Below are 18737 nucleotides of genomic sequence, written 5' to 3'. Positions count from 1 at the left end.
GCCGGGTCGGTCAGATCCACCCCGTGCGCCTGCCCGCCGACCTCGGCGGCCGCCGCCTCCGCGCCGGCGACGTCCACCACGTGCACCTTCGCCCCAGCGGCACCGAACGCCCGCACGCAAGCGAGCCCGATGCCGCTGCCGCCGCCGGTCACCAGCACCGTGCGTCCGGCGAGGGAACTGTCACTGGTCATGGCCGGAAACAGTAAGTCGCTCCGACCAGGGCGACCATGGCTCAATCCACTACAGAGTGCCGTCCGTGGATGTGGTCAAGCCACACCGGTCAGCCAGCGGCCGACGAGATGCTCCGTGCCTCGTTCGCCCCGGTTTCGAAAGCCTCGCAGCAGAAGAGCAGCCACTCGCGCACGCCGTCCGGCGTCCCGGCGGCAAAGCCCTCAGCCAGCTCGACGTATCGAGGAACCCGCCGGAAATAGGCCACCTCCGGCACCGTCAACGCCTTCGGGTCCAGCCCGGTGGCGATCATCGACAGCCGAGCCGCCGCCCGGGCGACCACGCCGTCCGCCGAACCGAACGGAGCCAGCGCGAGCAGTTCGCCGTGCACCACCGCGGTGAGCACCGGCCCGGGCACCGAGGTCGCCCCGGTGACCAGCTGAGCCAGCATCTCCAGCCGCTCGCCCCCGCGCTGCGGCCGGCCGAGCTGATCCGGGTCAGCCACCACATCGGACGCGGCCAGCAAATGCAGCCGCGCCAACGCCTGCAACGGAGCCCGCCGCCACGTCGGCAGCAACGACTCCAGCTTTTCCGCCACCCGCAACGCCCCGGCGAGCAACGGGTCAGTCACCGACCCGTCCTCGGGCAATTCGGGGTTAGCGCCGTCGATCCCCGCCGAAGCCCTCGCCGCCCGGACCGACGCCTCGGCCGCGGTTTCCGCCCCGCCACGCAGGTTCGCGGGCAACCGGTGCACGGCGAACACCGCGTCCTGCGCCGCCTTGGCCGCCGCGGCAACGCCGTCCAGCTCCAGCAACGGCTTCAACGGATCACTCATGCGTCGAGCACCTGCCCCGCCCGCTGGACCACCGGAGGCAGCACCGACCACGGGAAGTTGATCCACCGGTCAGTCCGCTTCCACACGTACTCGCACTTCACCGTCGAAGCGGGCTTCTCGTAAACCACCGCGCACCGCACGTCCGCGACGTGGTCCGCGCAGAAGTCCCGGACCAGCTTGAGCGTCGCCCCGGTGTCCGCGACGTCGTCGGCGACCAGCACCTTCTTGTGTGTGAGATCCACCACGTTGGGCACCGGCGGCAGCATGACCGGAAGGTCCAGCCGCTGGTCGATCCCGGTGTAGAACTCGACGTTCATCACGTGCAGGTTCTTCACGTCGAGCGCGTACCCGAGCGCGCCGGCGACGAACAGCCCGCCGCGCGCGATGGAGAGGATGAGGTCGGGCACGAACCCGTCCGCGGCCACCTCCTGTGCCAGTTCGCGGCTCGCCGAACCGAACAACTCCCAGGTGAGGTTTTCTCGCTCCTCGGCCATGCGCGCTCTCTTTCTCAGGTGGTCCTGGGAGCATAAGCGGCCGGAAAGTGGACTGCCGAAATGATTGGGAAATGGCACTGCGACACTGCCACTTGCCGACGTAGCGTGAGCCCGTGACCTGGAGCGAGCACCCCATTCTGTCCGGCCGCCACGTACGGCTCGAACCCCTCACCACCGAGCACGCGGCCGGCCTGCTCGACGCGGGAACCGACCCGGCCATCTGGGCCTGGCTGAGCGTCCGCCAGCCCGCCGACCTCGGCGAAGCCGAGACGATGGTCAAGGACGCGCTGGCCGACCCAGACCGCCGCGCGTGGGCGCAGATCGACGTCGCGTCCGGCCGCGTCGCGGGCACCACCTCGTATTACCAGGTAGTAGCGAAACACCGGATCCTGTCGATCGGGCACACCTGGATCGGCGCGGACTTCCAGCGCACCGCGCTCAACACCGAGGCCAAATTCCTCCTGCTGCGCAACGCCTTCGAGGACTGGGGAGCCCAGCGCGTCGCGTGGGAAACCGACAACCGCAACCTCCGTTCGCAACGCGCGATCGAACGGCTCGGCGCGCTGCGCGAGGGCGTGCTGCGGGCGCACCGGATCCGCCCGGACGGCACGACCCGCGACACGGTGCTCTACTCGATGACGGACGCCGAGTGGCCGGGCGCCCGCGCCCGGTTGCTCGCCCGCCTCGGCTGAGCCTCGCCGCACTTCGCTTGGCGCTGTGCGCGCAACGTGGCTGCAACCTTGTCGTAGGCGGACTAACGTCGCTAGCGTTCCCTGCGCCGCGGGTTCGCACTACAGGAGGCTTTGCACCATGACCGAGCAGTCCCCAGCGTTGGACAACCTGCTCACCGAGAGCCGTACGTTTCCGCCCAGTGCCGAGTTCGCTGGTCAGGCGAACGCGAAGGCGGATTTGTATGCGACGGCGGACGCTGACCGGGAGCAGTTCTGGGCCGGACAGGCCGAGCGGCTGTCCTGGGACACCAAGTGGTCCCAGGTATTGGACTGGACCAATGCGCCGTTCGCGAAGTGGTTCGTCGGCGGGAAGCTGAACGTCGCGTACAACTGCGTGGACCGGCACGTCGAGTCCGGCCACGGGGACCAGGTCGCGATCCACTGGGTCGGCGAACCGGGCGACACTCGCGACATCACCTACGCGCAGCTGAAGGACGAGGTCTCGAAGGCCGCGAACGCGCTGTCGTCGCTGGGCGTGGTCGCAGGCGACGTCGTGGCGATCCAGCTGCAGATGGTGCCCGAGGCGATCTTCGCGATGCTGGCGTGCGCGCGGATCGGTGCTCTGCACAGCGTGGTGTTCGGCGGCTTCTCGCCGACCGCGCTGCGCGCGCGGGTGGACGACGCGGCGGCGAAGATCGTGATCACTTCGGACGGTCAGTACCGCCGCGGCAAGGCCGCGCCGATGAAGGCGAACGTCGACGAAGCCTTGCAGGGCGCGGAAACCGTGCAGAAGGTCATCGTCGTCAAGCGCACCGGCAGCGACCTCGAAGGCGAGACGCCGTGGACCGAGGGCCGCGACCTGTGGTGGCACGAACTGGTCGACGGGCAGTCCGCCGAGCACCAGCCGGAAGCGTTCGATTCCGAGCACCCGCTGTTCATCCTGTACACGTCGGGCACCACGGGTAAGCCGAAGGGCATCCTGCACACCTCCGGCGGCTACCTGACCCAGACCGCGTACACCCACAACGTCGTGTTCGACCACAAGCCGGGCGAAGACGTCTACTGGTGCACCGCCGACATCGGCTGGATCACCGGGCACTCGTACATCGTGTACGGCCCGCTGGCGAACCGCGTGACCCAGGTGGTTTACGAAGGCACGCCGAACACGCCGCACGAGGGCAGGCACTGGGAGATCATCCAGAAGTACAAGGTCTCGATCTACTACACCGCGCCGACGCTGATCCGCACCTTCATGAAGTGGGGCGAGGACATCCCGGCGAAGTACGACCTCTCGTCGCTGCGGGTGCTTGGCAGCGTCGGCGAGCCGATCAACCCCGAGGCCTGGATCTGGTACCGCGAGAAGATCGGCGCGAACAAGACTCCGGTCGTGGACACCTGGTGGCAGACCGAGACCGGCTCGATCATGATCTCGCCGCTGCCCGGCGTCACCTCGGCCAAGCCGGGTTCCGCGCAGCGCGCGCTGCCGGGCATCTCGGCGAAGGTCGTGGACGACACCGGCACCGAGGTCCCGCACGGCGGCGGCGGATACCTGGTGCTGGACAAGCCGTGGCCGTCGATGCTGCGCGGGGTATGGGGCGACGACGAGCGCTTCCGCGACACCTACTGGTCCCGCTTCTCCGAGCAGGGTTACTACTTCGCAGGCGACGGCGCGAAGTACGACGACGACGGCGACATCTGGCTGCTCGGCCGCGTGGACGACGTGATGAACGTGTCCGGCCACCGGATCTCCACCACCGAGGTCGAGTCCGCGCTCGTGTCGCACCCGACGGTCGCCGAGGCCGCGGTCGTCGGCGCGACCGACCCGACCACCGGGCAGGGCATCGTCGCGTTCGTGATCCTGCGCGGCAACGCCGGGGACGGCGGGGACGCCGCGGTGCAGGAGCTGCGCAACCACGTCGCGAAGGAGATCGGGCCGATCGCGAAGCCGCGGCAGATCATGGTCGTGGCCGAGCTGCCGAAGACCCGCTCCGGCAAGATCATGCGCCGGCTGCTGCGCGACGTCGCGGAGAACCGCCAGATCGGCGACGTCACCACGCTCGCCGACTCGTCGGTCATGGACCTCATCTCCTCCGGGCTGAACTCCGGCAAGGAGGAGTAAGTTCTTCACCGTCAGGAAGGGGCTCTCCCGGCTGGGAGGGTCCCTTCCTGCATTGATCCCCTGAAAGTGCGGGCATCGAACGCATGTTCTAAGATGCCCGCGTACCCAACCCAGATCCGGGCAAGGAGACGACACGAATGTCCGTGGAAGCCTTGACGCACGACGAGGACACTGCGGCCGAGACGGCGGCGGCGTCAGCGCCGCAGGCCGCCGGCACCCCGGAGACCCCGGAAGTCGCCGAGTCCACCACCGCTCCCGCGGAGACGGCTTCGGACGCCCCGAAGCCCGCGCCGGAGTCTGAAGAGACCCCGGCCGTCGACTCGCCGAAGCCGAAGCGCGGCCGCCCGAAGGCCGCGGCGTCGACGGCGAAGAAGACCCGCACGGTGGAGCTGACGCTGACCGTCACCGGCACGGCGGACGGCGAGTGGCAGGCCGAGCTGAAGAACGGCGCCAAGTGGGTCGCGAAGGGCCTGGCAGTCCCGGCCGCGGCGGTGTCGCGCGCGGCGAAGGAACTGCACGAAGAGCTGTCCGGCCCGATCGACGAGGTCATCAACGCCGCCCGCGAGGCGCAGGCCGCGAAGGTCGCGCAGCTGGAGGCCGAGCTGGAAGCCGCGAAGGCGGCACTGGCCGAACTCGACAACTGAGCACGACCCCGGTTCGCCCGGGTCCAGCGTCCCTCGTGGGCACTGGACCCGGGCGTTCGTCGTTTCAGGCTCCGCCCCCAGAAGTCCGTGAAGGGAACCTTCACGGACTCTGATTCCCTCAGGGTTCCCCTCACGGACTTCCGCATCGCCTGCCGGACCCCGGCTATTCGCCAGGTCAGGCAAGGCACAATTCATTGAGGATTGCCTTTCTTAACCGAATTCCAGCAGGCAGGAAAATGTCGCGCGGAAACAATTTCCGTGATTCACTTAAGACGTGACCGAAACGATGGGCGACGCGGTGCACGCGCACGAACCGCACGAGGACGTCGGCGGCAAGCTGAACTGGCTGCGCGCCGGGGTTCTCGGTGCGAACGACGGGATCGTGTCCGTCGCGGGCATCGTCGTCGGGGTCGCGGGAGCCACCACCGACAGCACCGCGATCCTCACCGCCGGAATTGCCGGGCTCGTCGCCGGCGCGTTTTCCATGGCCGGCGGGGAATACGTGAGCGTGAGCACTCAGCGGGACACCGAACGCGCGCTGCTGCGGCTTGAGAAGCACGAACTGAAAACGATGCCGGAAGCCGAGGAACGCGAACTCGCGCAGCTCTACGAGGACAAGGGCCTGTCCCCGGAGCTGGCGAAGCAGGTCGCCCGCGAGCTGACCGACAAGGATCCGCTGCAGGCGCACGCGGAAGCCGAACTGGGCATCGACCCGGACAACCTGACCAGCCCGTGGCAGGCGGCGTGGGCGTCGCTGCTGGCGTTCTCCGTCGGCGCGCTGCTGCCGTTGCTGGCGATCGCCTGGACGTCGATCGGCGTCCGGGTCTGGGCCTGCGCGCTGGCGGTGGTCGTCGGCCTCACGCTCACCGGTTTCGTGAGCGCGCGGCTCGGCAACGCGCAGGTGGGGCGCGCGATCCTCCGAAACGTCGGCGTCGGCGCCCTCACCATGCTCGTCACTTACTTCGTCGGGGTGCTTTTCGGCACCACCGTCGGCTAGCTAGTGCACGCCGCGCATCAGGCGGCGGATCACCGGAATCAACGCGAACAGCGCCAGCCCGACCGCGACTGCGACCCCGCCGATGATGCTGAAGTACGGCACCTCGTCGTGCGGGTCGTAGGACTGCGCGAGCTTGCCCGACATCGCCGTGCCCAGTGACACCGACAGGAAGTTCAGCGCCACCATCTGCGTGCGGAACGCCTCCGGCGCGAGCTTTGTCGACAGCGAAAGCCCGACCGGCGACAGCATCAGCTCGGCGATCGTGAACACCAGCAGGATGCCGGCCAGCGCGATCAGCGGGCTGCCGTTCTCACCGGTGTGCGCCATCGTCAGGAACAGCAGGAACGCGATGCCCATGAACACGGTGCCGAGCACGAACTTCATCGGCGTCGACGGCTGCTTCGGGCCGAGCTTCGTCCAGATCGCCGCGACCACCGGCGCGAACACGATGATGAACACCGGGTTGATCGAGTTGACCCAGGACACCGGCATCGTCCAGCCGAACAGGTCACGGTCGAGCCGCTGGTCGCTGTAGACCGCGACCACCGTCGACTGCTGCTGGTACAGCGACCAGAACGCGGCGCTCGCGATGTACATCGGGATGAACGACAGCACCCGGCTGCGCTCGTCCGAGGTGATCTTCTTGCTGGCGAGGATCGTCACGAAGTACACCACCGAGATCGCGATGACCACGTAGACCACGACGTCGGCGAGGTTGTCCGGGGTGACCACGCCGGACATGATCAGCGCGACGATCGCGGCGATGATCGCCACGGCGACGCCGATCACGAGCAGGCGCTGCGAGGCGAGCAGCGGATTCGGTACCTCGGACGCCTTCGCGCCGAGGTTCTTTCGCCCGATCGAGTACTGGATCAGGCCGAGCGCCATCCCGATCGCGGCGAGCCCGAAGCCGAGGTGGAAGCCGCCGTTCTGCTGGGCGAGCCCGGTCAGCAGCGGGCCGATGAACCCGCCGAGGTTGACGCCCATGTAGAAGATCGTGAAGCCGGCGTCGCGTCGCTCGTCGCCCTCGGCGTACAGCGTGCCGACGACCGAGGTCGCGTTGCCCTTGAGCCCGCCGGACCCGAGCGCGACGCAGGCGAGACCAACGCCGACGCCGGTCAGCCCGGGCAGCACCGCCAGCGCGATGTGCCCGATCATCACCACGACGGCGCTGTAGAACAGCGTGCGTTCAGAGCCGAGGAGCCGGTCGGCGATCCACGCGCCGACGACCGTGGCGAGGTAGACCGTGCCGCCGTACGCGCCGACGATGCCGAGCGCGGCGCTCTGGTCGATCCCCAAGCCGCCCTTGTCGGCCTGGTAGTAGAGGTAGATGGCGAGGATGCCCTGCATCCCGTAGAAGGAGAAGCGCTCCCACATCTCCACGCCGAAGAGGTTGGCCAACCCCCGCGGGTGCCCGAAGAATCTCGTGTCGTGCTGGGCGTCGATAGGGGTGCTCACTACTGCCTCGTCCCTGTATTCAACAGCATTGTCGTTCTCTCCTCGCATGCTAGAAGGCGAACAGGTGAACGAAAAACCGGCGCCAGTATGGACTAGACAACTTGAGCGACGCGATGGGCTGACCTGCGTTTGCGCTGGACGCCCGGCGGTGCGAGCGTCATCGGGCAGCTCCCGGCTTGCCGTTCGTCACAACGGCCGGTAATCGGCGACTGCGGACGGTAAACTGGACATCGGTGTGCCGGGAAGTCTGGTCGGCGGGAGAGCCGCCGTCCCCACAAGGAGTTGTTCGTGACCCCAGCCCGCGCCGTCGCCGAATTCGCCCGTTTCCTCCGCACGGAAACCACCGGCGGGCTGATCCTGCTCGCCGCCACCGCGGTCGCCCTGGTCTGGGCCAACTCGCCGCTCGCGCCCGCGTACGAGGCGCTGCGCGACTTCCGGCTCGGCCCGGAGTTCCTGCACCTCAACCTCACCCTCGGCGACTGGGCCAAGGACGGGCTGCTCGCGCTGTTCTTCTTCGTCGCCGGGCTGGAACTCAAACGGGAACTGGTGGTCGGCGAGCTGTCGCGGTGGCGCCAAGCCGTGCTCCCGGTGATCGCCGCGATCGGCGGGATGGTCGTGCCCGCGGTGCTCGCGCTCTCGATCGCCTGGGGCACGCCGGGCGCCGACCGCGCGTGGGCGATCCCGGTGGCCACGGACATCGCGTTCGCGCTCGGCGTGCTCGCGCTGACCGCCTCGAACCTGCCCAGCAGCGCGCGGGTCTTCCTGCTTTCCCTCGCCGTGGTGGACGACCTTGGCGCGATCCTCGTCATCGCGATCCTCTTCACCAGCAGTTTCAACCTGATCGCGGCGGCGGTCGCGGTGGTCGCACTCGGGCTTTACGCCTTCCTGCAGCACAAACGCGTCCGCACTCCGTGGCTGTACGTGCCGATCGCGCTGATCACCTGGGTCGCGGTGCATTCGGCGGGCATCCACGCGACGATCGCCGGCGTCGCGCTCGGGCTGCTCACCCGCGTCCGTGAGGACGAGGGCGAGGAAGAATCGCCCGCGGTCCGGCTTGAGCACCGGTTGCAGCCGTGGTCGGCCGCGGTCGCGGTGCCGGTGTTCGCCTTGTTCGCCGCGGGAATCTCGGTGAACAGCGACGCGCTGTCCACGGTCTTCACCACCGCGTTGCCGCTGGCTGTCCTCTTCGGACTGGTCGTCGGGAAGTTCGTCGGCATCTTCGGCGCGAGCCTGCTGGCGGTGAAGCTGCACGTGGCGGAGAAGCCCAACGGGATGAGCTGGCGAGACGTCGCGGCGCTGTCCGTGCTCGGCGGCGTCGGGTTCACCGTCAGCCTGCTGATCGCCGAACTCGCACTGCCCGGCGAGGCGGCTGAAGTGGCCAAGGCGGCGGTCCTGATCGCGTCCGCGATCGCCTCGCTGGCGGCGGCTCTGCTGCTCCTGCGGCGCAGCCGGGTACACGCGAACGCGGACTGATCCCGACACTCCCGCCGGTCCGTCGCGCCTGGGGAACGGCCACGTGGCACGATGACCCAGTGAGCAGCCCCAAACACGAGCGCACCAGCCCCGACGGCGTGGGGGCCGTGCCGTACCTGCCCCTGTCCAGCGACGAGGAAGCCGCGGCGAGCGAGCAGTCCATCGGCAAGCTCGTCGGCGATGCCACCCAGCACCTGTCGACGCTGGTCCGCGCCGAGATCGAGCTGGCGAAAGCCGAGCTGGCGCAGGAAGCGAAGAAGGCGCTCAAGGGGACGGTCTTCTTCCTGATCGCCCTCACCGTCTTTCTGTACAGCACCTTCTTCCTGTTCCTGCTGATCGCCGAGGGCCTGTCGGACTGGTGGGGCATCCGCTGGCCCGCGTTCGCGACGGTGTTCGGCCTGATGCTCGTCACCACGGGCGCGACCGCGTTCCTCGGCTGGCGCAAGGTGAAGAAGCTGCGCGCGCCGGAGCGCACGATCAGCAGCGTCAAGGAGACGGCCGAGGCGTTCAAGCGCAAGCAGGCCGAAGACGACGACCTGCCGTCGACGCAGGGCTGACGTCAGCCCTCGCGCGCAGTGGTGGAGCTGACGCCGGACCCGTCGAGCGTGCGGGTCGACGGGCCGTGGACGCATCGCGACGTCTCGGCCAACGGCATCCGCCTGCACGTCGCCGAGTGCGGCGAGGGTCCGTTAGTGCTGCTCCTGCACGGGTTCGCCGGGTTCTGGTGGACCTGGCGGCACCAGCTGCCCGCACTGGCGGACGCCGGTTTCCGCGCGGTAGCGGTAGATCTGCGCGGCTACGGCGACTCGGATAAGCCTCCGCGCGGCTACGACGCATGGACCCTGGCCGGCGACGTCGGCGGCCTGATCAAGGCCCTAGGTGCCCGGCGAGCACACCTGGTCGGCCATGCCTGGGGCGGCATGCTCGCCTGGACGGTCGCGGCGTTGCATCCCCGGCTGGTGTCCTCAGTGACCGCGATCGGTGCCGCGCATCCCCTGGCATTCAAGTCCGCGGTGAAGCGCACCAGCAGCCAGATCCGCGCGGCCGGCCACCTTTTCCGCTTCCAGGTACCGATGGCCCCGGAGAAATGGCTCGTCCGCGACAACGCGGCGGCAGTGGAAGAACTGTTCGCCAACTGGTCCGGCGAGCCCTGGCGGTCCTCTTCGGACTTCGCCGAGACGATCCCCGCGTTCCGCCAGGCCATGCTCGTCCCCGGCGTCGCACACTCCGCCCTGGAGTACTACCGCTGGGCCTTCCGCGCCCAATTCCGCGGCGAAGGCAGGCGTTTCACCGACGCCGTCAGCGCCCGCATCGCCGCCCCCGTACTCCAACTACACGGCGCAGACGACACCTGCATCCTCCCGGAAACCGCACTAGCGTCAGTGCACTGGGCAGGCCCCCACAGCGAACCCAGAATCTGGCCAGACATCGGCCACTTCCCCCAGCTAGAAGACCCAGCCAGAGTCACCAAGTCCGTTGTGGACTTCCTGCGCTGACCCTCACGACCGACGTCCGTGAGGGGAACCCTCACAGCCCCTGATTCCCCCAGGGTTCCCCTCACAGCCCCTCGGCGACCCCGCCCGTCCGTGAGGGGCCCCTTCACGGAACCAGATTCCCTCAAGGAGTCCTTCACAGACCTTGGCCGCCCGCCGCCGCTGCGCCCCAATGTGGCATTGGGTGCATCCCACGCACCCAATGTGGCATTCGGTGCATCTAACGCACCCAACGCCACATTGGGGCGCTAGCCCCGCCCCGCCGAGAACCGCCACCAACGCACCCAAACCAGCCAGGCACCCACACCACCCCCGCACCCCGATACGAAGCCAAAATGCGGTCTGAGGGTGCTTGTCAAGGCATCTTTCCCGCCTTGACAAGCACCCTCAGACCGTCATCACAATCAAGCTTCGGGGTGCCCCCACAACCCACGAGGCGCAATGTCGCCGCCAGGCGACGAGCCCCCCCGTTACCTTCTTCGCAGCTCCTGATCGAGGAGTTCGTGGTCGCCGGGCCCGGCATGATTTAGTCCCCCAGTCGAACCCATGATCCGGGGGGTGGTGTCACCGGGTTTGGTGGCATCGAGGGACCGCTGATAGACCTCCGATCCCGCTAACTGTCAAGCTGCGGCTGCGGTTGGTGCGCTGAGTGCGGGGTCGAAAGCCTTGGCTGGGTCGTATGGTTGGCCGGTCTGAAGGCAGTGGTAGAGCTGCCCGAGGAAGCGGTTGAACAGGTGTCGGAGGGCTGCCGCGTGCCGGTCGCCGCGTGCTCGGCGACGGTGGTAGTGGTCGCGTGGCGCGCCGGCTCGGCCGATACTGGCGAAAGCCCAGACGAAGCCGGTGGCGTTGAGGCGGTCGTTCTTCACGGTCCGGCGGGTGATGGAGATGCTGCGGCCCGAGGCCCGCGTGACAGGTGCCGATCCGGCGTAGGCTTTGAGTGAGCGGGCATCGGTGAAGCGTGCACGATCGTCGCCGATCTCGCCCATGACGCGCGCGCCGGACAGATCGGCCAGGCCGGGGAAACTGGTGATGATCACGTAGTCCGGGTGCTGCTGGAAGGCCGCGGTGGTGGACTCGGTGAGTTGGTCCGCGCTGGCGCACTCCGCGTTCAGGGTGGCCAGCAGCGCGAGCGACTGGCGACCGAACGCCTCCTCGACCGCCTGCGGCTGCCGCAACTGCGGCTTGCGCAGGTCGATGAGGAGCTGCGCTGCCAGGGCGTCGATGCCGCGCTGGCGGCCTGCGCGACGCAGAGCCGCGGTGATGCGCGTCTTGGTGATCTTCGCAGCAGCGGCGGGTGTCGGCGCCAGAGTCAGGACCGCGCGCGCTTCGGCGCTCGCGAGGTTGGTGGCGCCGCCCTTGGCGAACGCGGCGAGGAAGCCAGGGTAGTACTCGCGAAGGGCAGCGCGAAGTTCTTGTGTGGCGCGGGATCGCCGCCAGATGGCGTCCTGGGTTGCGCGGGACAGCACTGCGACGGCCTGGGCCAGTTCGCTGTCGGCAGGCAGCGGCCGATGCGCGTGGGCGTCGGTGCGCAGAATGTTCGCCAGGGTCATCGCATCGACGTGGTCGGATTTCTTGCGCGACACGGTGTGTCGCTCACGATAGCGAGCCACCGCCATCGGGTTGATCGAGTAGACCCGCCGCCCGGTCTGTCGCAGGTTGGCGACCAACAGACCGCGCGGGGTCTCGATCGCCACCGGGATCGGATCGGCCGCTGTGTCGCCAGCGTCGGCGAGCATGGCCAGCAGCTCGGCGAAGCCGCCGGCCGAGTCCTCGATGCGGCGCTTGGACACCAGGACGCCATCGGCGTCGACCAGGGCGACGTCGTGATGATCTTCGGCCCAGTCGATCCCGCAGAACACCTTCATTCTGAATTCTCCTTGAGCTGACTGTTTGTTTTAGTCCCGACACCCTGACGAGAACGCGCGGCGCCCTAATGACGAGGCTCTGCGGCCTGACCTCCGATTGAGCCGTTCGCGATCCCAGCGATCCGCGCGGGCACCGGTCTCGACGGAGAACTCGACGGTTCCCGGTCACTGAGGTGTCCTCCGCGCGAACGGGCTCGGACGACGAACAAACTGCCCCAGGAGGTGGACGGGTGGGACCCAGACACGCCGGTCGCGCCGCTCTATCAGGAGGGCTCACAAGCCCAGGGACACCCAAGACGTCCACCGAGCACATCCGCCAGCCCACCCGTCCGGAACGAGCGGCAGGAACACCAGCCGCCGGATCACACAGCCAGCCAAAGGCACCCATCAACTCGTTCGGAAGTCATTAGGGACACCCCCCGGTCAATTAGCACAAGCCCCAGTACCAACCCGATCAGCCTGAGAAGGAGCAGCCTCCACCTCAGCCCGCACCTGATCCGCGGTCAACGTGAACCCAGTCTCCGGATCCTCCACCGCAGCCCCAAACACCACCCCGATAACCTCCCCCTCAGGAGTAATCATCGGCCCCCCAGAATTCCCACTCCGCACAGTCCCGCGAATAGTAAACACATCCCGCTGCACAGTACGAGCGTCATAAATATCCGGCCCACGCAAATTGATCCGCCCCCGAACCCGAGCCGGAGTAGCGGTATAAGGCCCATCCAACGGATACCCCAACACCACCGCGTTATCCCCAGCCTTCGCAGTCTCCGGAGCAAACGGCAACACCGGCGCCCGCAACCCAGGCACCGCCAGCACCGCCACATCGACCTCCGGATTGAAATAAACCACCCGAGCCCGATAATCCCCCGAGGTCGACTCAATCCCGACCTCTTCAGTCCCGGCAACCACGTGCGCGTTCGTCATCACCCGCTGCGGCGCAACAACAAACCCGCTCCCCTCAAGCGCCCGAGAACAAGAAGGCGCATTCCCGCGAATCTTCACCACACTCGAATGCACCCGCTTGGCCACCGCGGACACATTGAGCGAAGTATCCGGCGGCGGCGTATCCACCGAAGGAGCCTTCTCAAACGGCGACAGCGCGGACGGAAACCCAGACGCGTCCAGCAGTTTCCGCAAATCGCTCGGCAGCCCCTGCGCTTCGGCGGGCATCAGGTCGTTGACCTTGCCCAGCACCACCGAGGAGTTGATCGATTTCGCCAGCCCGGGAATCGCGGACACCGTCGTCAGCGGATTCGCGACCAGCCACGCGACCACGAACACCGCCGCCGCCTGCAGGATCGCGCCGAGCGTCTTGTCGATGCCGGAAAGCTTGTCCGGATTGATCTTCTGCCGCAGCTTCCGCCCGACCCACACGCCGAGCGTCTCGCCGAGCACGATCAGGAACACGACCACGGCGAACGCGAACGCGACCTTCGCGACCGGACTGTCGAAGAGGCTGATCACGAACGGGGCCAGCTTCACCCCGGCCACCGCGCCGAGCGCTACCCCGACCAGCGCGGGCAGCGCGACGATCACGCCCTGGAACGCGCCGGAAACCGCCGCCATGACCGCGAGCAGCAGCACGACGACATCGACCCAGTTCACCGCGCCGTCACTCCTCGATAGTGCCGTCCCGGGCCGCCGACCGGCCCTGATGTTCGGCCCACGCTACGTCAAGCTCGCGCACGTCGCCGGTGTCCCACGCCCGTTCCCAGCCGCCGAGCGAAAGCAGCACGGACAGCAGGCCGGCGGTGAAGCCCCACACGAACAGGCCGTCGACGGTGAACGCCGGCCCCCGCCACGACGCGTCGCCGCGGCGCACGGTGAACCGGTTGGCCGGGTCGGCGAGGTCGGCCAGCGAGACGCGCGCGACCGCCGCCGTCTCGGCCGGATCGACCGCGCGGACCGGCGACGGAGTGTGCCAGTGCGCCAGCACCGGCGTGACCGCGAACCTCGACACCGGCACGAACAGCTCCGGCAGCACCGCGACCGGCAGGATGCCCGACGGGTCGACGCCGGTCTCCTCCTCGGCCTCGCGCAGCGCCGTGCCGACCGGGCCGTCATCGCCGTCCTCCGCGCCGCCGCCGGGGAACGAGACCTGCCCGGCGTGCGAGCCGAGCGTGTCCGCGCGCCGCTGCAACAGGACGTCCGGGCCGTCTCCGCCAGGCCGTTCGCCGAACAGGATCAGCACCGCCGCGGCCCGCGTAAGCAGGTCTTCCGGCGGGCTGAAGCGGGTGAACGTACGGCTGTCGACCTCGCCGGACACCTTCACCAGCGGCCGCAGCCACTCTGGCACGGCTTCGGGTTCGACGAGCGGTCCGGTGGTCATGAGTAGTCCTTCACAGCAGCGCGCACCTGGTCAGTGTTGTCGAACAACCGCGGGCTCGCGATGAACCGGACCTGGCCGTCCGCGGTGACCAGGTACGACGCGGGCAAAGACGAGGGCACCTTGAGCGCGGTGCGGATGGGACCGGTCTGGCCGTCGCCGTCATACAGCGACGGCAGGTGCACGCCGAGCCGCGCGAACAGGCCCAGCCCGTCCGCGGCCGGGCTCGCGACCTGCACGCCGACGACGCGCACCGCGCCCGGCTCAGCGGCGTACCGCTGCAGCACCGGCAGTTCCGTCCGGCACGGCTGGCACCAGGACGCCCACACGTTGACCAGCACCGGACCGCCGCCGAAAACCTTGCCAACGTCCACCCGGGACCCATCGCCGAGGCAGTCCGCCTCGATCCCGGACAGCTGGCCGACCTCCTTCGCCGAGGCAGGCGGGCAAGCCTGCAGCTTCGCCGCTGCTCGCGCGGCGGTGAGGTCACCGGACGCGGGCGGCGCGGAAGTCGAATCGCCGCCGCGGAGCGTCAGCACCGCGACCAGCGCGGCCACTGCCAGCACCGCGACCCCGAGTGCCCATTTGGTGACTGCAGTCACCCGCGCGCCGCCAGCTCGAGAATGTGGTCCTTTTCCGGGCCTTTAACCAGCTTCGCGGCCACCTCGAACTCGGTGGGCCCGGCACCGAACGACGGGCAGTCCTTGCGCAGCGGACACGCGCCGCAGGCCGGTTTCCGGGCGTGGCACACGCGCCGGCCATGGAAAATCACGCGGTGGGACAGCATCGTCCACTCTTTCCGCGGGATCAGCTCGCCGACCGCGTGCTCGACCTTGACCGGATCCTCTTCCGCGGTCCAGCCCCAGCGCCGCACGAGGCGGCCGAAGTGGGTGTCCACTGTGATTCCCGGCACGTCAAAAGCGTTGCCGAGCACGACATTCGCGGTCTTGCGGCCGACGCCGGGCAGCGTGACGAGGTCGTCCAGCTTGTTCGGCACCTCGCCGTCGTAGCGCTCCACGAGCGCCGCGCCGAGACCAAGCAGCGAATTCGCTTTCGCCCGGAAAAACCCAGTCGTACGCAGGTATTCCTCGAGTTCGGCGCGCTCGGCTCCGGCGTAATCGGCCGCCGTGCGGTACTTCGCGAACAGCGCGGGCGTGACCAGGTTCACCCGCACGTCCGTGGTCTGCGCCGACAACACCACCGCGACCAGCAATTCCAGCGGATTCGTGAAGTCCAGCTCGGCTTTCGCGTCCGGATAAACCTGATCGAGGCAACGTTTCATCCGCCGGGCGCGTCTCACAAGCGCGAGCCGGCTTTCGTCGCGGTCCGCGCGGGGCCCGTTCGGGACAACAGGGGGCACCCCGCTAGCCTACGGGCGAGTCGGACGAGCCGGTCGGGAGCATCCGCCGGTGGACGGCCGAACCGCCAGAGCACCACCTCTGCGGGCCGCGTGTCCGCCCTGAGCGAGGATCTGGAGTTCCATGACCGAGTGCGTCACCGACAACAGCGGAGCTGTGGCATGACCGTGTGGTTCGTGATCTTGGTCCCGCTGGTGATCATGTTCTTCGCGTTGTTCATGGAGCGGGTCGAAAGCCGGCTCAAGCACGTCGCGGTGCAGGAGAACGAGGTCGAGGAGTTCCTGGAGCAGGCCCAGCCCAACGAGGTCAGGGCGCTGTACGGGCACGGGATCGGCCGCGCGCTGGAGCTGTTCCGGCTCCGCAGGCTCGGCGGACGGGCAGCCAGGCTACGGGCCCGCAAGGTGCGGAGTTAGGCTCCTCAGTCGGACGTGATCGTTCCAGGCGGGCCGTGCCGTGCGCGGCGAGCCGACGAGCGATCTGCCCGACACGCCCTAGACTGACGCGAAAGTGATCGGCGACACTGCCTTCGACCTGCGAAGGAAGTGATCGTTTCTCGACGAGGAGGCACCCGAGGTGGACGAAACCCTGGCCCGTGCGGGCATTTTCCAGGGTGTGGAGCCGGCTGCGGCGGAGGCGCTGGCCCAGACCTTGGAATCCGTGGAGTTCCCCCGCGGCCATGTCATCTTCAACGAGGGCGAGCCGGGCGACCGGCTGTACATCATCCAGTCCGGCAAGGTGAAGATCGGCCGCAAGTCCCCGGACGGCCGCGAGAACCTGCTGTGGATCGCCGGTCCGTCGGACATGTTCGGCGAACTGTCCATCTTCGACCCCGGCCCGCGCACGTCCGGTGCCACCACGGTCACCGAGGTCCGTGCGGTCACCATGGACCGCCCGGCGCTGCGGCAGTGGATCGCCACCCGCCCGGAGATCGCCGAGCAGCTGCTGCGCGTCGTCGCGCGCCGCCTGCGCCGCACGAACAACATGGTCGCGGAGCTGATCTTCACCGACGTCCCCGGCCGCGTCGCGCGTGCGCTGCTGCAGCTGGCGCAGCGCTTCGGCAGCCAGGAGGCGGGCCTGCTGCGGGTCACGCACGACCTGACGCAGGAAGAGATCGCCCAGTACGTCGGCGCGTCCCGCGAGACCGTCAACAAGGCACTGGCCGACTTCGCCCACCGCGGCTGGCTGCGGCTCGAGGGCAAGAGCGTGCTGATCCTCGACCCGGAGCGGCTGGCTCGCCGCGCCCGCTGATCTTCCCCCGAGTGGGTTAATCCGCGCGGGTTTTTCGAAGGCCACCTCCTACCGGGGTGGCCTTCGTGCGTGGTCCCCCACATGAGCGGCATTCCGCCGCCGCACCGTGTCGCCGCCCGTTCCGGTCGCGCCGACCAGGAAAATGACAAGGAGCCGGGCGCCACCCCCGACGTGGCGCACCGGCTCCTCGCCTGCGCACGGATCATCCCCCGACGATCCGCGCTCCCCGCCCTCCGGACCAGGCCCCGACCCATATGCCGGAGGGAGCTGGGTGCTGCAGTGCTGTCCAGCCCGCAACGGGCTGTCGTTCAACCATCATGGCCAATACCCACGAATTCAAGGCCATTCACCCTCAAGGACGCCATGACCGCGTCTTCGTTGCACTTGTTCACGCGGATTCCAGCTGCTGTTACCGGATCGAGACCTTAAAGCTCGCGCAACCGAGCAACCACCGCGTCCGGGGCGGGTTGTTCGGCAATCCGGGCGGCAAGGGACAAGGCGGACTCCCGGTACCGCCGGTCGGCAAGCACGGCCTGTACCGCGTCGCGAATTCCGTCGGCGGAGCCAACCACGACCCCCGCTTCCGCGGCCTGGACCTGCGCGGCGACCTCGAAATGATCAGACGCCAACGGCGAGACCACCAACGGCACCCCGTGCGCGAGCGCGCCCAGCACGGTCGCCGAACCGCCATGACAGACCACCGCGTCGACCGCCGGCAGCAGCTGCGTCTGCGGCACGAACTGCTCGATTCGCACGTGGCCCGGCTGCTCGCCGAACCGGCTGACGTCGCCGTCCCGGCCGATCGTCGCCACGACGTTCACCGGCTCGTCGCGCAGCGCGGCCACCATTGCCTCCAGCACTCCCGGACTGGCGTTGTGGGTGGTGCCGAGGGTGACGTAGACGGTCCGGTCATACGGCAGACCGTCGAGCACTTTCGGACGCGGACCTGGTTCCGGCACCACTCCGGCCGGCTGGAGCGGCCAGCGGGTCGGGTACTCCCAGGCGACGCCGGCCGGGCTCAATCCCTCCGGCCAGAAGTCCAGGTACGGCACGTCGTCGCGCGGCGGCAACCCGTCGAGGCCGCGCTCGCGGACCAGGCCGTCGGCGACTTCCCAGGCCCGCGCCATCGTCGCGGCAGACTTCGGCGGACCGATCGCGTGCATCGCATACGGCACTCCGACCAGGCACGCGGCCATCACGGCAGCGCGTTCGGCAAGGTTGGCGACGACGAGATCCGGCCGCCAGTCGCGGACGAACTCGACCATGTCGTCAAGCCGCGCGGCCGCCCCGAAACCGACCATGTACTCGGCGACCAGGTGGGAGAGCCGCTCGTCCGCGGTCATCCCGGCCATCTCCTCGCGGGCCCGCTGCCACATCGCGGCCGCAGCGGAAGGGCCGCTCGACTGCCCCACCGACACGGCTTGCAGGCCAGTGTTTTCCAAGTACCCCATGGCTTCCGGCCCGGTCACGAACGCGACCTCATCACCGGCGGCTCGGGCGGCCCGAGCGAGCGGCAGCATCGGCGCGATATGGCTGTACCCGGCCCCGGAGGAGAACATCAGCCGCATCGCGCGAGCGTACTGAC

General features: G+C 68.6%; 19 protein-coding genes. 9 read left to right on the top strand and 10 right to left on the bottom strand.

Annotation, left to right across the window (positions count from 1 at the left end):
- The 3 genes from ACFSVL_RS14040 to ACFSVL_RS14030 all read right to left on the bottom strand — a co-directional run.
- Window positions 1–191 (bottom strand): SDR family NAD(P)-dependent oxidoreductase (locus ACFSVL_RS14040; protein ID WP_378304114.1); only part of this gene is annotated, 191 nt, incomplete at its 3' end.
- An 89-nt stretch (window positions 192–280) separates the two neighbouring features.
- Complete coding sequence (locus ACFSVL_RS14035; protein WP_378304112.1) at window positions 281–1003, bottom strand: oxidoreductase; 723 nt, start codon at window positions 1001–1003, stop codon at window positions 281–283.
- Window positions 1000–1497, bottom strand: coding sequence for a phosphoribosyltransferase (locus ACFSVL_RS14030; protein WP_378304111.1), 498 nt, complete (start codon window positions 1495–1497; stop codon window positions 1000–1002). The genes ACFSVL_RS14035 and ACFSVL_RS14030 overlap by 4 nt, the downstream gene beginning before the upstream one ends.
- 113 nt (window positions 1498–1610) lie before the next feature.
- Between ACFSVL_RS14030 and ACFSVL_RS14025 the strand changes: the two genes are divergently transcribed.
- The 4 genes from ACFSVL_RS14025 (at window position 1611) to ACFSVL_RS14010 (ending at window position 5928) form a co-directional block, all read left to right on the top strand.
- The gene (locus tag ACFSVL_RS14025) at window positions 1611–2189 is read left to right on the top strand and encodes a GNAT family N-acetyltransferase (RefSeq protein ID WP_378304109.1); all 579 of its coding nucleotides are present in this window, start codon (window positions 1611–1613) and stop codon (window positions 2187–2189) included.
- A gap of 118 nt (window positions 2190–2307) precedes the next feature.
- Window positions 2308–4287, top strand: coding sequence for an acetate--CoA ligase (gene acs / locus ACFSVL_RS14020; RefSeq protein WP_378304107.1), 1980 nt, complete (start codon window positions 2308–2310; stop codon window positions 4285–4287).
- Window positions 4288–4424: 137 nt separating this feature from the next.
- Window positions 4425–4931: a DUF6319 family protein gene (locus ACFSVL_RS14015; protein WP_378304105.1), complete on the top strand. Its 507-nt coding sequence runs from the start codon at window positions 4425–4427 to the stop codon at window positions 4929–4931.
- 274 nt (window positions 4932–5205) lie between these two features.
- On the top strand, window positions 5206–5928 hold the full coding sequence (locus ACFSVL_RS14010) for a VIT1/CCC1 transporter family protein (protein WP_378304103.1): 723 nt from the start codon (window positions 5206–5208) through the stop codon (window positions 5926–5928).
- Here the strand turns inward: ACFSVL_RS14010 and ACFSVL_RS14005 are convergent, their stop codons facing one another.
- Window positions 5929–7386 (bottom strand): peptide MFS transporter, encoded by a 1458-nt coding sequence (locus ACFSVL_RS14005; protein ID WP_378304101.1) that lies wholly within the window; start codon window positions 7384–7386, stop codon window positions 5929–5931.
- 288 nt (window positions 7387–7674) lie between these two features.
- On the opposite strand from ACFSVL_RS14005, the gene nhaA reads away from it, so the two are divergent.
- Genes nhaA through ACFSVL_RS13990 form a run of 3 tightly spaced genes read left to right on the top strand, consistent with a single transcriptional unit; the run spans window position 7675 to window position 10355 of the window.
- The gene (gene nhaA, locus ACFSVL_RS14000; RefSeq protein WP_378304099.1) at window positions 7675–8859 is read left to right on the top strand and encodes a Na+/H+ antiporter NhaA; all 1185 of its coding nucleotides are present in this window, start codon (window positions 7675–7677) and stop codon (window positions 8857–8859) included.
- Window positions 8860–8918: 59 nt separating this feature from the next.
- Complete coding sequence (locus ACFSVL_RS13995; RefSeq protein WP_378304097.1) at window positions 8919–9416, top strand: phage holin family protein; 498 nt, start codon at window positions 8919–8921, stop codon at window positions 9414–9416.
- Between the two features lie 21 nt (window positions 9417–9437).
- The gene (locus ACFSVL_RS13990) at window positions 9438–10355 is read left to right on the top strand and encodes an alpha/beta fold hydrolase (protein WP_378304275.1); all 918 of its coding nucleotides are present in this window, start codon (window positions 9438–9440) and stop codon (window positions 10353–10355) included.
- Window positions 10356–10972: 617 nt separating this feature from the next.
- On the opposite strand, the gene ACFSVL_RS13985 is transcribed toward ACFSVL_RS13990, so the two are convergent.
- The 5 genes from ACFSVL_RS13985 to nth form a co-directional block, all read right to left on the bottom strand.
- Entirely contained in the window at window positions 10973–12217 is a 1245-nt protein-coding gene (locus ACFSVL_RS13985; protein WP_378304095.1) for an IS110 family transposase, read from the bottom strand.
- 423 nt (window positions 12218–12640) lie between these two features.
- Window positions 12641–13825, bottom strand: a complete 1185-nt coding sequence (locus tag ACFSVL_RS13980) for a MarP family serine protease (protein WP_378304093.1) — start codon at window positions 13823–13825, stop codon at window positions 12641–12643.
- A gap of 7 nt (window positions 13826–13832) precedes the next feature.
- On the bottom strand, window positions 13833–14549 hold the full coding sequence (locus ACFSVL_RS13975; protein ID WP_378304091.1) for an NUDIX hydrolase: 717 nt from the start codon (window positions 14547–14549) through the stop codon (window positions 13833–13835).
- Entirely contained in the window at window positions 14546–15148 is a 603-nt protein-coding gene (locus ACFSVL_RS13970; protein WP_378304089.1) for a TlpA family protein disulfide reductase, read from the bottom strand. The genes ACFSVL_RS13975 and ACFSVL_RS13970 overlap by 4 nt, the downstream gene beginning before the upstream one ends.
- A complete protein-coding gene (gene nth, locus ACFSVL_RS13965; protein ID WP_378304087.1) occupies window positions 15145–15828 on the bottom strand; it encodes an endonuclease III in 684 nt (227 codons plus the stop codon). Before nth ends, ACFSVL_RS13970 begins: the two co-directional genes overlap by 4 nt.
- A gap of 237 nt (window positions 15829–16065) precedes the next feature.
- Between nth and ACFSVL_RS13960 the strand changes: the two genes are divergently transcribed.
- Together ACFSVL_RS13960 and ACFSVL_RS13955 are read left to right on the top strand one after the other, a co-directional pair.
- A complete protein-coding gene (locus ACFSVL_RS13960; protein WP_037369289.1) occupies window positions 16066–16317 on the top strand; it encodes a hypothetical protein in 252 nt (83 codons plus the stop codon).
- A 160-nt stretch (window positions 16318–16477) separates the two neighbouring features.
- Window positions 16478–17152, top strand: a complete 675-nt coding sequence (locus tag ACFSVL_RS13955) for a Crp/Fnr family transcriptional regulator (RefSeq protein ID WP_009084463.1) — start codon at window positions 16478–16480, stop codon at window positions 17150–17152.
- A gap of 425 nt (window positions 17153–17577) precedes the next feature.
- Here the strand turns inward: ACFSVL_RS13955 and ACFSVL_RS13950 are convergent, their stop codons facing one another.
- Window positions 17578–18720, bottom strand: a complete 1143-nt coding sequence (locus ACFSVL_RS13950; protein WP_378304085.1) for a glycosyltransferase — start codon at window positions 18718–18720, stop codon at window positions 17578–17580.
- Window positions 18721–18737: the final 17 nt, after the last annotated feature.

It is taken from the genome of Amycolatopsis silviterrae (assembly GCF_042684085.1).
In the GTDB taxonomy this organism is placed as follows: Bacteria; Actinomycetota; Actinomycetes; order Mycobacteriales; family Pseudonocardiaceae; genus Amycolatopsis; species Amycolatopsis silviterrae.
This window is presented reverse-complemented; position numbering and strand designations above follow the sequence as displayed.